Origin of the sequence: Thermosinus carboxydivorans Nor1, assembly GCF_000169155.1 — a bacterium.
Taxonomy (GTDB): Bacteria; Bacillota; Negativicutes; order Sporomusales; family Thermosinaceae; genus Thermosinus; species Thermosinus carboxydivorans.
The window spans coordinates 5,001-17,547 of sequence record NZ_AAWL01000022.1 but is presented as its reverse complement, the minus strand read 5'-3'; the positions used below and the strand labels follow the sequence as shown (position 1 = coordinate 17,547).

The following is a 12,547-nucleotide window of genomic DNA, read 5'->3' as shown; positions in this document are numbered from 1 at the left end:
CCTCAGTATATCTTGTTAATATCCACACCTTGGTAATAGTGTTTCAATATCTCTTTAAAATATGCGGTATCGCCCGGAGGCGCCGTTTCGGCCATCGCTTTCGCCCCCCACTGGGAGAGACCTACGCCATGACCCCAGCCATAGCCTGTAATAACAAGTTTTTCATCAGGGCGGCCGGTCAAACGGCGGATGTTGGGTTTATCGCTAAACCACCCCTGTTCTTGGCGCGGCGGCAGATTGATTTCTATCTGCTTTTTGCCGTGATCGCCGTAGCTATCCGTTATTTCTACCTCAAAGACTTTCGGAACAGGCACAACGACGGCTAAATCAAACAGGGTGCTATTCAGCCCCAAAAGACTGCGCAGTTTCGCCCCTGTTAGCTGTATTGTGCCCTGGTCGCCAATAAAGCGGATGGTTTTGACCCGGCCGGATACACCTCGGTCGGGCGCGGTAACGGGTTGCGCCGTTAGCCGGGAAAGCTCAATTGCTTGCAGCCGCCCGATCCCATAGCCGGACTGGCGAAGAAGCTCTTCCAGTTCCGTAACCGCTACCTGCTTCTCCCATTTGAAATGGGGGGCGGCCTGGTCAAAATCAGGTACTCCCCGCAAATACGGCCGGTATGTTCCCCATACGTTCTCGCTGTTTTCCGTATAACCGCCGCCACTACTATGAAAGTAAGCCGGTATAAGCTGTCCGCGGTACTGAATAACCATTCCCCGCGTCTCATCCACCGCTTGTATAGCGCGGGGCACTTCACTGTCCCGTCCTCCGTAAACCTGACAATCCGTAGTAGCACAGACATCAAAGCCATCGTCGGCATGCTTGCCCAAGTTATACAAAGCATACGTCCGGGCGGCAACCGCCTGGGCCTTTACCGCTTCAATCGCCCAGTCCGGCGAAATTTCCCGGGCGATAATACCATATAAATATTGTTCTACCGGCAAAGTATTGACGACCGTCAACCCTGTTTCGCCGCGGGTGGGATGAACCTCGATGTCCCCCCGGTAGCGCCGTTTATTGACCTCAATATATTGTTCACCTTTGCCTTTGAGAACGACGCCGATGCTCCTGGTTTCCAGCGGCTTGCCGTTGAGCGCGATGATACCGTTTTTGTAGGCAAGACTGACTCTTTCCCCGGCCTGATAAGCGCCCAAAACCTGGCCGTTCGTGCGGTCAACGATCGCAAAAGGACTAGTGGCCGAGAGGAGAACATTAGGTTGATTGGTCCAGATACCTACCCTGATAAGTGGCTCCGCCGTTCGCGCTGACTGGGCCGAAACCTGAGCACCAGCCGCGGCGGAAACAAGAAAACATAGTAGCGTCGTTAGATAAATAATACGTCTAAACATGATCTCCTCTACCTAACGTCTTGTAAATAAATTTAAAATAATGGTCAATACAATGCTGAGTACGATCGACGTCACTATCGGAAAATGGAAGCTGAAGTTTTCTTTTTGGATGTGGATGTCTCCCGGCAGCCGGCCCAAGTTGATGAATTTAGCGCCAAAATGCCAGACCGCTCCGATAACAACAAGTACCAGACCAATCAGCATAATCGTTTTGCCAAAAGAATCCGTACCATCGGGCAGCATACACATCACTCCTTTCATCGTTGACTAATCGCAAGCCGCTTTTTTACCACAGCTTTTCCTGTTCTTCTTTTTTTAATGGTATTCCTAAATGATGGTAGGCCGCCGGCGTAGCCACCCGCCCGCGGGGTGTCCGTTGAATAAAACCCAGTTGAAGTAAGAAGGGTTCGTAAACATCTTCTACCGTATCAGTTTCCTCACTGATGGCTGCCGCCAATGTATCCAGCCCTACCGGGCCACCGTTAAACTTTTCGATAATAATGCGGAGCAAGGTGCGGTCCGTCCGGTCAAGACCGCACTGGTCAACGTCGAGACGGGCCAGTGCTTCATCAGCGAGAGCGGCCGTAATCACTCCGTCGCCTGTTACCTGGGCAAAATCGCGCACCCGTTTAAGCAGGCGATTGGCTACCCGGGGCGTCCCCCGCGACCGCCGGGCAATTTCTTCCGCCCCTTGGGCATCGATGGCAATATTTAATATATCTGCCGCCCGTTTGACAATACACACGAGCTGTTTTACATCGTAATATTCCAAACGGCAAATAACGCCAAACCGGTCGCGCAGCGGCGACGCGAGCGCCCCCGCCCGGGTTGTAGCTCCAACCAACGTGAACCGGGGTAAGTCGAGACGAATGGACCGGGCACTGGGACCTTTGCCGATAATAATATCCAGCGCATAATCTTCCATGGCGGAATAAAGAATTTCTTCCACGCTGCGGGGCAGGCGATGAATCTCGTCGATAAACAGGACATCCTTTTCGCCCAGGTTGGTTAAGAGCGCCGCCAAGTCACCGGGCCGTTCAATCGCCGGTCCCGAAGTAATCCGCAAGTTTACCCCCAACTCATTGGCAATAATACTGGCCAAAGTAGTCTTGCCAAGCCCGGGTGGACCATAAAGCAGTACATGGTCCAATGCCTCGCCGCGGGTCATGGCCGCTTGAATAAATACCGTGAGATTATGTTTTATCTGGTCTTGTCCGATATACTCCGCCAGCCGCCGCGGACGCAGGCTGTACTGCCAGTCGTCTGCATCCTGCTTGCCGCCGGCGATAATACGTTCCTCCATTGCGATCCTATGACCTCCTGGTAAATTCCCGTAGAACTAGTCTGATAAGTTCCTCTACTGATTGTGCTTCGTGCCGCACCTTTTTCAGAACCGGGGCAACTTCTGCGTGACTATAGCCAAGAGCCAACATGGCCTGTAATGCTTCATCGGCCTGGTCTATTGCCGAAGCCGAACCGGTCGCCGCCAGGCCGGCATCCCCGCCGGTCTCTCCGCTCGTACCTACCTTGTCTTTGAGTTCCAAGATAATGCGTTCGGCCGTCTTCTTGCCGATGCCCGGAATTTTCGTAAGCAGGCTGACGTTTTTTTGGCTGACGGCCAGACGAAATCCTTCCGGACTTACCGCTGAAAGGATATTCAAAGCAGCTTTCGGCCCAATCCCCGAAACGTCCATCAATAGTAAAAATAACTCATATTCATCCTGAGTATGGAAGCCATAAAGAAGGAGGGCATCTTCCCGTACATGCAAGTATGTAAATAAAGCGGCCTGCGCGCCGGCCACAAGCCGTTGGCGGCCCGACGCCGGTACGAAAACCCGGTAGCCCACGCCGTTAACATCCAAAATGCAGTGATCGACGCCGAGATGGACCACCGTTCCACGCAAGTAGCCAATCATCTGCCAGGCACCGCCATTCTGTCGGCGCCTGCCGCATGCAAAGAGCAAATGGCAACCGCCAATGCATCAGCAGCGTCATCAGGATGAGGTTTCTCCGAAAGGTTAAGTAGGCGCTGCGTCATGTACATAACCTGTTCTTTGGTAGCCCGACCGTAGCCCACAACGGATTGTTTTACCTGCAGCGGCGTACATTCCAGCACTTTGATGTTATTGAGGGCTGCCGCTAGCAGCACAACTCCCCGTGCCTGCCCAACCGTCATAGCCGTAGTAACATTCTTGTTGAAGAACAGCTGTTCCACACCTATGATATCCGGTCGTTGCCGTTTTATCAAGCTATCCAGGTCCTGAAAAATTATTTTTAGCCGCTCGGTTGAGCTCAACTTGGGACTGGTTTCCACCGCACCCCAGTCCACGGCGTGCAACGTGCTGCCGCGCAGTTCTACAAACCCGTACCCGCAAATAGCGGTCCCAGGATCGATTCCTAAAGCCAACATGCGTAAGCCTCCTTGTGTTTAAAACATTCGACAACAACCGCCGGTATTCCTTTACCCGGTGGCTCCGAAGCGACCGGAAAAAGAAAAAGAAGTCAACAAAGAAAAAGGAGGCTTCTTTGCCTCCGTTAACGCGACTGCATGCCTTCGAGGGTCCGTAATAGCTCCTCCCGCGAGTGGACAACTATCCCACGTTTTAACTCATCCAAATCTTCTTGAACCAGTTTAGATACCGGGATTTTCGTTACTTCCTTGAGCAATGCTTTCGGACCGGGTTTACCATAAAACACGGCCACATAGCCGTCTTTAATGCCTATAAACATGTTATTGGCGTGCTCGCGGCAATAACTATCCACTTTTAGCGACATTTCCACTTCCAAATTATCGAACTTATGGATGGTCCAGCCTGAATAAACTTTCTGGAACTGTTGATAGTTCAAACCTATAAGGTTGTCAGCCGGTTTCGTGCGGAAAACCTCTTCGTCATTGCATTTGGTATAAATGAGTTTTTGCACTAAATCAGTATTTGGGGTAATCTTGATTTTCGCGTCCTGTTTCGCTACTTCCGTTTCTTTGGGGATCAGCGGCGGCTCGTGCCCTCGTGGCTGCGAACTAATAAAATAGTAGGCGACAAGACATCCGCACAGAATAATACCGACCGCAAATAGCGCCCGTTTTTTGGTAATTTTAGGCAAAGGCAACATGGATAACACTCCTTATTCCTACGTTGCTTTAATTATTGCCAGATTAGCCAAAAAACATACAAAAAAGCAGGCCATTCGGCCTGCCTACTAGGCTAGCATTTCATCCGGTATATCGAAATTAGCATAAACGTTCTGAACATCGTCATGTTCTTCCAATGCATCCATAAGCTTCATCATCTTTGCGGCATCATCGCCGGAAAGAGCTACCGTGGTATCGGGGAGCATCGTTATTTCGGCGGTCGCAGTGGCAATATTATGTGCTTGTAATGCTTGCTGCACCGCTTCAAAATCTTCGGGAGCGGTAATAATTTCGTATTGCCCGTCTTCACTCCGGAAATCTTCGGCGCCTGCCTCCAGTACCAGCATCATCATGTCCTCTTCACTGACTTTTGCTTCGCTGGCGTTTACGACAAAAAAGCCCTTCTTCTTGAACATCCAGGATACGCAGCCTGTTTCGCCAAGGTTACCGCCATATTTGGCAAACAGGTGGCGAATATCGGCAGCAGTACGGTTGCGGTTGTCGGTCATGATATCGAGCATGACGGCTACGCCGCCGGGGCCGTAACCTTCATAGGTCATTTCCTCATAATTGCCGCCTTCCTGGGCGCCTAAGCCTTTTTGGATGGCGCGCTGAATGTTTTCTTTCGGTATATTATTCTCTTTTGCCTTTTGCAAAGCCAGCTTAAGTCGCATATTCCCCGCCGGGTCGGCCCCGCCCATACGGACAGCAACCGTAATTTCACGCGACAGCTTGGTGGTGATTTTACCGCGCAGTGCGTCCATTTTGCCTTTTCTGTGCTTTATATTCGCCCATTTTGAGTGTCCTGCCATAATGTCCCCCTCTCCGACATTCTAAATCAGGCAATATTGTAGCATATCAAGGCTCGTTTCGCAAAAGAGAAAACAGCTTTGCCGCCTTAATGTCCGTGATGCCAAATAGGTCCTTTTTCGATAACCTTAACTGCTTCCTGGTTTTCCGGCGACGTTGTAACCGCCGCGGTGGCTGCGTAATTCTCGACCAGTTTGGTGGTAACCCGAAAATCAGTGAGCGTCCCGGGACCGCCGACACAACCGCCCGTGCAGGCCATTCCTTCGAAAAGATTGGCATCAATTTTACCATCGCGAATTTGGATAAGGGCTGCCTTGCAGTTGCCAAGCCCTTCACAGCGATGGGGTTTAATATTAACATCGGGCGCCAGATGGGCGGCTGCATCGACAACTGCCTGGGCAACACCACCGGCCCGCGCAAAAATATTGCCATCGCGCGACGCGGTAGTCTGATACTCGGAGTCGGCCACTTCAGTTACATTGATGCCAGCGCCCACCAGCATCGCCGCCAGCTCCTCAAAAGTCAAAACGTAATCGATGACGCCGGCATAGCGCGCTGCCTCGACCTTCTTGGCAATACACGGCCCAATGAATACCACAATGGCTTCGGGGTCGTCAACTTTAATGCTTTTACCGGTAGCAATCATCGGTGAAACAGTAGAAGAAACTTTATCCCTCAGCTCCGGCAAATGCTTTTCGACCATTCCCACGAAGGCAGGGCAACAGGAAGTGGTCATAAAGGAACGTTCGCCGGGAACAGTGGCGGCAAACTCCTTCGTCTCTTCCACGGTGACAATGTCAGCGCCAAAGGAAACTTCCTGCACATCGTAAAAACCAAGCTGCTTAAGGGCATTAATTACTTGTCCTGGTCTGACCTTCAGACCGAATTGGCCAATAAAAGAAGGAGCAATAATTGCGTAAACCTTTTTGTGGTGCTTGAGATCCTGAATTAACTGGACAATCACCGAGCGGTCGCCGATAGCGCCGAAAGGACAAGCGATTTTGCAGGCGCCACATTGTACACATTTATCGTAATTGATTACAGCCCGACGGTCGGCGCCGGCGACGACCGCCTTCAAGTCGCAGGCCCGTTCACAAGGCCGGCTAACCTCAATGATCGCGCCGTAAGGGCAGGATCTTTTGCAGAGGCCACATTCCACGCACCGGTTCTTATCAATAAAGGCCCGGTTTTGCACTACCGCAATCGCCTTTTTGGGACAGCTGTTGATGCAGTGGTGGGCAACACAGTTGCGGCAGGCATCGGTGACGATAAACTTGTCAATAGGACACCGGTCACATGCCTCAGGCAACACATTAACAAAAGGCATGTCAGCAATTTTGCCTTCTAATGCGTTTTGCGCCGCGACCTTAAGATCGGTGTTAATAGGCTGACTCAGAGCCAGATTGATCCGGTCTTTCAAGACAGCCCGCTCTTTATGCACGCAGCAGCGATAACGGGGACCTTCCTCCGTTACCACTGTGTGTAGGATATCCTCGACGTGATCTTGCAGTTTACCTTCAAAGGCTAACCGCGCAATCTCAGACAAAACTTTACGGCGAATTTTCACAACTTCCGTTACCTGCGACATATTTTCTCCCTCCTAAAACAATTACCCCAGTTTGTCCTGAATAATAGTGAGCAGGCGTTCAGGCGTCATACCAGCCAACACCACACCATCAATTCTCACGTTTGGCCCTTTGCCGCAGGTTTTGAGACAAGTTACGCCCCGGAGTTCAATGTGGGAACGCTGTTCGCAAGGCAGCTCCTCAACGGCCCGGATTAAGTCCTGAGCACCCAATAGATAGCAAGAAGTACCGACACAAATCTCAATGACGATATTGTTCACACTGTCCCCTCCCTTAATCAAAACCATTCAATACTAACTTGCTTGCCCATTGACTCCAGTACTGACTGCAACTTGGACAAAACCTGTGCTTTGATATTAATATAGGCCGGGAAATTGGGATTTTGGTGCGCTGGATTAATAGCGCCGCCGGCAAAGATATCTATTTTATCACATGACAGCAGCAGCTTCGCCAGCCGGGTCGCTCCATCCTGCCCGTTATGGGCCAACGCCGCCGGATTTTTTAGTTTTTCCACCGCGGCATTAAGCGTCAATACCCCCTCGGTCACAAGGTCAATACCCTCAATACGCCCCGTTGGGGGAATTGCCGGGTCATGATAATCCAGGGCGACAATAAGGGGCTTGCCGGTCAGGCGACTGACAATATTGGCTGTTGTGCCTCCAGCGATAATTTTTTTGCCGGGCTGGCTTAAAAAGCGTTTTACTACTTTTTCGTCACTCCGGGGATCGGCCGGCGGTCCTGTTAGGAGCGTGGCGTGCACCGGCTGACGGATTTTTACCGCCACCACGGTCGAGTCATCGCCGGGATGGCCGGCATAATAGCCTTCACAACAAGCCATAATTTTCCGGCTGATATTTTCAGCCGTCATGGCCACACTATCGCCAACAAGCTCGCTGGCTATTCCCTGCCATCCCCACCCCAGTTTCAAAAGACCGCCAATACCGGCATGGATTACCCCGTCACTTACTCCAACTATTATATCATTTTCCTGCAAATAAAGTTGACCTTCTTTTATGACCTTGCCGCCGACAATTTTTTCCGTGGTAGGAAAAGGAACTACCTTGCCGGCGCGGAGCAAAAACGTAGACGGGCAGTCAAATTCCACGATGGTTGTTAAGCCATCAGCAGCAACCTTGATGATATGGAGAGTTGAATAAGCAATTTTCCGTTGGCGGCAAACCGGTAAAGTCTTGGCAATGGTATCGACAACATCTTCGAGCGGAATACCTCTTTTAAGCATAGAAGAGGCTATTTTCGTCGTAAGGGTGGCGAGAATGTTCGCCTTTACACCGCTACCCAGCCCATCCGAAAGAACGATAATAGTATCTGTTGGGGTGCGTAATACTTCAACTTTATCGCCACATAATTCTTCTCCTGTTTTGGACAATTGCGCAACACCGACTTCGGCATGCAGCGGGTACATCACTTGGCCCCCTTGCCTTTTAGCAACCAGATAAGTTCTAACAAAGCCGACTTGGTTTCGGCTGTCGTTTCGCCGAGCAGACCGGCTATTTCCTGAGCAACTTGCATCTGTTTGTTAATAATATCTGTCGCCTTTTCGACCGTCTCCAGCTTAACCTGTTCCAATTCTTTGGCCCGTTTCTCCTGCTCGGTTATATCGGAAATTATAAGGATGGCTAAGCCTTCGTCCGGCAACGGAATAATCATCTGTTCGGTAATAAGGCCGTATAAAGGAAGTTCCACCCGGTGTCTGGGCACTTTTACGCCTGAATTAATTGCCCTGATAATTTCCGCGCAATCCATAATTTCCGTCAGGCTGGCACCACGGACCCAATCCTGGCGCTTTTGCAACATTTGCTCGGCTGCCGGATTAAATTCTTGAATAATTAACTTATCATTTACGACAATAATGGCGTTCAACGAATTATCAACAATCATGTTGGCAAAAGACTCGGCTCGGGACCGCATGTAGGGTACACACATGTCAATTTCCGCCATGCCCTGGTATACGGCAATCGCTTTCTCGCGACACGAATTATAACCACAAGCGCCGCAATTTTTTTCGTCGGCCGGCGTCAACTTGCCAATCTGACTCAATATTTCCCGGATTTCCTGTTCTGATGGCTGCCCCAGCTGGACTGGTTTGGCCTGATGAACTTTTTTAAAATCGAGATCCGGTGGCGTTGTTAGTGGCTTTTGCCCACCCTGGACGGCAAAAGAAATAACTTTTGCGCGGCGAGCCGGCAAACATAATCCCGATACCATAGCTGGACCATTGATGCAGCCGCCGGTACAGGCTAATGCTTCCACGAACTTAGGCGCAAACTGCCCTTTAATTATCCCGTCAAAGACCTGTATACAGTTTTCGATGCCATCCACGGCAACAATCTCGGCATCAACGGCGCTAGTATGCCCACAGGTTTTGAGAATGCCGCCGGCAATAGGAAAATAACGGCCGCTGCTTGCCATGTTAGTCTGGAAACGACAGGGCGTATTGTGGTTCGCTTGCTGCTTTAGCCAGGTATTAAGCTGTTGAAAAGTAATAACCGCATCAATCGCGCTGTTAGCCTCTGCCAGCTCAGCAAACTTGGCAATGCAAGGACCAGCAAAAACAACAAAAGCGTTATTCCCATACCGTTTTTTGAGGATGCGCCCATGGGCCTGCATCGGCGAAACAACGGGGGCCAGATTACCAACCAGTTCAGGGTAATACCTTTCAACAAGTCTAACCACCACGGGACAACAGGCGGAAATAACCGGTTTGTCGGCGGTGGTTATCAGTGAGCTGTATATTTGCGAAACAACTTCTGCCCCTACAGCCGTTTCTTCAATGACCGTAAAGCCCAAACTACGAACGGCAGCGAAAAATTGTTCCGGCGAAAAAGCCGGAAACGCCCCCACAAAGGATGGCGCCAAACTCATAACAACCAGCCGTCCCTGCGCCAAAGCATCCTGAATTACGGGAATTTGCGAAATAACTTGCTTGGCTTGCTGCGGGCACTCTACCACGCATTTGCCGCACAAGATACATTTATCATCTACCAGTCTGGCCTGGCCCCTTCTAATGCCAATGGCTTTTATGGGACAAACCCGGACGCAGCGGTGACAATCCTTGCAGTTGGCTTGTAGTGTAGTAAGCACTTTCATATATGTCACCTAAGTCACCGCCCCAATATTTTTTCCATAAAAATATCGTACACCTTATCCTTAGTAACATTAGTAATAACCTCGTCATCAATCTTGATGACTACTCCTTCGGTGCACTTTCCCTGACAAAAGCTACCTTCCAGGTCGACATTGCTTTGTACTTGGTACTTATCAATTAGGGCGTTAAAAGCGCTTAGCACTCCGTGGGCACCGCGAAGATGGCAGGCACTCCCAATACAAATTGATAATTTGACCACACTATCGCCCCCAGCAAGGATAAAGTGAAAACTTTCACTCACTCTCTCTTTATTTATTGTACCGGATAACTAATCTATCAGCAATAACTTTCTTAAAAAACATGAAGCATTTCTAATTCAGTTTTTTAAAAAATTAAAACAAGCCATACCCGACGTGGCATGGCTTGTTTCCAAAATTGGCTCCCCGGGCAGGACTCGAACCTGCGACCGATCGGTTAACAGCCGATTGCTCTACCGACTGAGCTACCGAGGAATATACCGGCGTCTACCTATCCTCCCAGGCCGTCTCCAGCCAAGTACTTTCGGCGTTTACGGGCTTAACTTCTGTGTTCGGTATGGGAACAGGTGGATCCCCGTAGCTATCGACACCGGATATTTATTTTGGGAAAGTAATAAGTGGTAATCGGAAAGTGGTGGTTACTTTCCCTCAAAACTGCACAGAAGATTTTCACGCATTTTCGTATTTTGCCCTTTTTAGGTCAAGCCCTCGGCCGATTAGTACCAGTCCGCTCAAGCGGTTGCCCGCCTTACACTCCTGGCCTATCTACCTTGTCTTCTGCAAGGGGCCTTACCAACTTCCGTTGTGAGAGACCTCATCTTAAGGCCGGTTTCACGCTTAGATGCTTTCAGCGTTTATCCGTTCCGGACGTAGCTACCCAGCTGTACACCTGGCGGTATAACTGGTACACCATTGGTCCGTCCACTCCGGTCCTCTCGTACTAGGAGCAGCTCCTCTCAAGTCTCTTGCGCCCGCGATGGATAGGGACCGAACTGTCTCACGACGTTCTGAACCCAGCTCACGTACCACTTTAATGGGCGAACAGCCCAACCCTTGGGACCTACTTCAGCCCCAGGATGTGATGAGCCGACATCGAGGTGCCAAACCTCCCCGTCGATATGGACTCTTGGGGGAGATTAGCCTGTTATCCCCAGGGTAGCTTTTATCCGTTGAGCGATGGCCCTTCCACTCGGTACCACCGGATCACTAAGCCCGACTTTCGTCCCTGCTCGACCTGTCCGTCTCGCAGTCAAGCTCCCTTCTGCCTTTACACTCTCCGCGCGATTTCCATCCGCGCTGAGGGAACCTTTGGGCGCCTCCGTTACTCTTTCGGAGGCGACCGCCCCAGTCAAACTGCCCGCCTGACACTGTCCTGAGGTTCGTTACTCCTCCAGTTAGAACTCCAGTAAACCAAGGGTGGTATCCCAACGTCGACTCCACACGAGCTTGCGCCCATGCTTCTCTGTCTCCCACCTATCCTGTACATGCTTTACCAAAATCCAATGTCAGGTTGCAGTAAAGCTCCATGGGGTCTTTCTGTCCAGTCGCGGGTAACCTGCATCTTCACAGGTATTTCAATTTCACCGGGTCCCTCGTTGAGACAGTGCCCAAGTCGTTACACCTTTCGTGCGGGTCGGAACTTACCCGACAAGGAATTTCGCTACCTTAGGACCGTTATAGTTACGGCCGCCGTTCACCGGGGCTTCGGTCGTGAGCTTCGGAGTTTCCTCCTAACCCCCTTCCTTAACCTTCCGGCACTGGGCAGGTGTCAGCACCTATACGTCAGCTTTCGCTTTAGCAGGCACCTGTGTTTGTGGTAAACAGTCGCTTGGGCCTCTCCTCTGCGACCCACTCCCGCTCCGGCCGCTTCCTGCCTTCACGGGCTTGGGCTCCCCTTCTCCCGAAGTTACGGGGACATTTTGCCGAGTTCCTTAACGAGGGTTCTCCCGCGCACCTTAGGATCCTCTCCCCGCCTACCTGTGTCGGTTTCCGGTACGGGCGCCCTCCGTCTCGCTAGAAGCTTTTCTCGGCAGTCTGGCCCAGGCAACTTCGCCAAGGGTCTCCCCTCAGCTCCCCTTCACCTCTCAGGCTCTCGCAGTGCGGATTTGCCTGCACTGCACCCTACCGGCTTAGACGCGACTTTCCATCCTCGCGCTTGCCTTACCTCCTGCGTCACTCCTTCGCTCAAACGACTTCGGGCGGTACGGGAATGTTTACCCGTTGTCCATCGCCTACGCTTATCCGCCTCGGCTTAGGTCCCGACTTACCCTGAGTCGACGATCGTTGCTCAGGAACCCTTAGGCTTTCGGTGGACAGGATTCTCACCTGTCTTTTCGCTACTCATACCGGCATTCTCACTTCTTACCAGTCCAGCTCCCCTTCCAGAAAACCTTCTACCCGGTAAGAACGCTCCCCTACCCTTTCTCGACAGCCGACTTTCGACTTTCGACCTTCGCTTTCTCAACAACTTGTATGAATCTCGCAAGCTGCCTTGCTATGTGGTCATATGTTTCTTTAAGCATTTCATG

The 12,547-nt window shown here is 51.1% G+C and carries 12 protein-coding genes, 1 tRNA gene and 2 rRNA genes (1 of these 15 running past the window's edge); all 15 read right to left on the bottom strand.

Annotated features, from left to right (window positions below):
• Window positions 1-2: 2 nt before the first annotated feature.
• On the bottom strand, window positions 3-1,349 hold the full coding sequence (locus TCARDRAFT_RS11875; RefSeq protein ID WP_007290230.1) for a SpoIID/LytB domain-containing protein: 1,347 nt from the start codon (window positions 1,347-1,349) through the stop codon (window positions 3-5).
• A 12-nt stretch (window positions 1,350-1,361) separates the two neighbouring features.
• Window positions 1,362-1,592: a DUF2905 domain-containing protein gene (locus TCARDRAFT_RS11870; protein WP_040683395.1), complete on the bottom strand. Its 231-nt coding sequence runs from the start codon at window positions 1,590-1,592 to the stop codon at window positions 1,362-1,364.
• Between the two features lie 43 nt (window positions 1,593-1,635).
• Window positions 1,636-2,652: a Holliday junction branch migration DNA helicase RuvB gene (ruvB, locus tag TCARDRAFT_RS11865; RefSeq protein ID WP_007290229.1), complete on the bottom strand. Its 1,017-nt coding sequence runs from the start codon at window positions 2,650-2,652 to the stop codon at window positions 1,636-1,638.
• A gap of 7 nt (window positions 2,653-2,659) precedes the next feature.
• On the bottom strand, window positions 2,660-3,265 hold the full coding sequence (ruvA, locus tag TCARDRAFT_RS11860; protein ID WP_007290228.1) for a Holliday junction branch migration protein RuvA: 606 nt from the start codon (window positions 3,263-3,265) through the stop codon (window positions 2,660-2,662).
• Window positions 3,262-3,759 carry a crossover junction endodeoxyribonuclease RuvC gene (gene ruvC / locus TCARDRAFT_RS11855; protein WP_007290227.1) on the bottom strand — a complete coding sequence of 166 codons (498 nt, stop codon included), beginning with the start codon at window positions 3,757-3,759 and terminating at the stop codon, window positions 3,262-3,264. Before ruvC ends, ruvA begins: the two co-directional genes overlap by 4 nt.
• Before the next feature lie 125 nt (window positions 3,760-3,884).
• Window positions 3,885-4,460: a BofC C-terminal domain-containing protein gene (locus tag TCARDRAFT_RS11850; RefSeq protein WP_007290226.1), complete on the bottom strand. Its 576-nt coding sequence runs from the start codon at window positions 4,458-4,460 to the stop codon at window positions 3,885-3,887.
• 87 nt (window positions 4,461-4,547) lie between these two features.
• Window positions 4,548-5,291 (bottom strand): YebC/PmpR family DNA-binding transcriptional regulator, encoded by a 744-nt coding sequence (locus tag TCARDRAFT_RS11845; protein WP_007290225.1) that lies wholly within the window; start codon window positions 5,289-5,291, stop codon window positions 4,548-4,550.
• An 86-nt stretch (window positions 5,292-5,377) separates the two neighbouring features.
• On the bottom strand, window positions 5,378-6,877 hold the full coding sequence (locus tag TCARDRAFT_RS11840; RefSeq protein WP_007290224.1) for a 4Fe-4S dicluster domain-containing protein: 1,500 nt from the start codon (window positions 6,875-6,877) through the stop codon (window positions 5,378-5,380).
• 21 nt (window positions 6,878-6,898) lie between these two features.
• Window positions 6,899-7,135, bottom strand: a complete 237-nt coding sequence (locus tag TCARDRAFT_RS11835; RefSeq protein ID WP_007290223.1) for an NAD(P)H-dependent oxidoreductase subunit E — start codon at window positions 7,133-7,135, stop codon at window positions 6,899-6,901.
• Between the two features lie 17 nt (window positions 7,136-7,152).
• Entirely contained in the window at window positions 7,153-8,298 is a 1,146-nt protein-coding gene (locus TCARDRAFT_RS11830) for a SpoIIE family protein phosphatase (RefSeq protein ID WP_007290222.1), read from the bottom strand.
• Window positions 8,298-9,983, bottom strand: coding sequence for a [Fe-Fe] hydrogenase large subunit C-terminal domain-containing protein (locus tag TCARDRAFT_RS11825; RefSeq protein WP_007290221.1), 1,686 nt, complete (start codon window positions 9,981-9,983; stop codon window positions 8,298-8,300). Before TCARDRAFT_RS11825 ends, TCARDRAFT_RS11830 begins: the two co-directional genes overlap by 1 nt.
• Window positions 9,984-9,997: 14 nt before the next feature.
• Window positions 9,998-10,240, bottom strand: a complete 243-nt coding sequence (locus tag TCARDRAFT_RS11820) for a (2Fe-2S) ferredoxin domain-containing protein (protein WP_007290220.1) — start codon at window positions 10,238-10,240, stop codon at window positions 9,998-10,000.
• Between the two features lie 177 nt (window positions 10,241-10,417).
• Window positions 10,418-10,493 (bottom strand) — tRNA-Asn (locus TCARDRAFT_RS11815).
• A gap of 3 nt (window positions 10,494-10,496) precedes the next feature.
• Window positions 10,497-10,613, bottom strand: a 5S ribosomal RNA gene (rrf, locus tag TCARDRAFT_RS11810).
• Window positions 10,614-10,715: 102 nt separating this feature from the next.
• Window positions 10,716-12,547: ribosomal RNA gene (locus tag TCARDRAFT_RS11805) — 23S ribosomal RNA — on the bottom strand; it runs 1,517 nt beyond the window's last position.

Bases quoted from the DNA above. Each gene is read 5' to 3' on its own strand.
- TCARDRAFT_RS11875 (WP_007290230.1), bottom strand. From the start codon at position 1,349: ATGTTTAGACGTATTATTTATCTAACGACGCTACTATGTTTTCTTGTT.
- TCARDRAFT_RS11870 (WP_040683395.1), bottom strand. From the start codon at position 1,592: ATGCTGCCCGATGGTACGGATTCTTTTGGCAAAACGATTATGCTGATT.
- ruvB (WP_007290229.1), bottom strand. From the start codon at position 2,652: ATGGAGGAACGTATTATCGCCGGCGGCAAGCAGGATGCAGACGACTGG.
- ruvA (WP_007290228.1), bottom strand. From the start codon at position 3,265: ATGATTGGCTACTTGCGTGGAACGGTGGTCCATCTCGGCGTCGATCAC.
- ruvC (WP_007290227.1), bottom strand. From the start codon at position 3,759: ATGTTGGCTTTAGGAATCGATCCTGGGACCGCTATTTGCGGGTACGGG.
- TCARDRAFT_RS11850 (WP_007290226.1), bottom strand. From the start codon at position 4,460: ATGTTGCCTTTGCCTAAAATTACCAAAAAACGGGCGCTATTTGCGGTC.
- TCARDRAFT_RS11845 (WP_007290225.1), bottom strand. From the start codon at position 5,291: ATGGCAGGACACTCAAAATGGGCGAATATAAAGCACAGAAAAGGCAAA.
- TCARDRAFT_RS11840 (WP_007290224.1), bottom strand. From the start codon at position 6,877: ATGTCGCAGGTAACGGAAGTTGTGAAAATTCGCCGTAAAGTTTTGTCT.
- TCARDRAFT_RS11830 (WP_007290222.1), bottom strand. From the start codon at position 8,298: ATGTACCCGCTGCATGCCGAAGTCGGTGTTGCGCAATTGTCCAAAACA.
- TCARDRAFT_RS11825 (WP_007290221.1), bottom strand. From the start codon at position 9,983: ATGAAAGTGCTTACTACACTACAAGCCAACTGCAAGGATTGTCACCGC.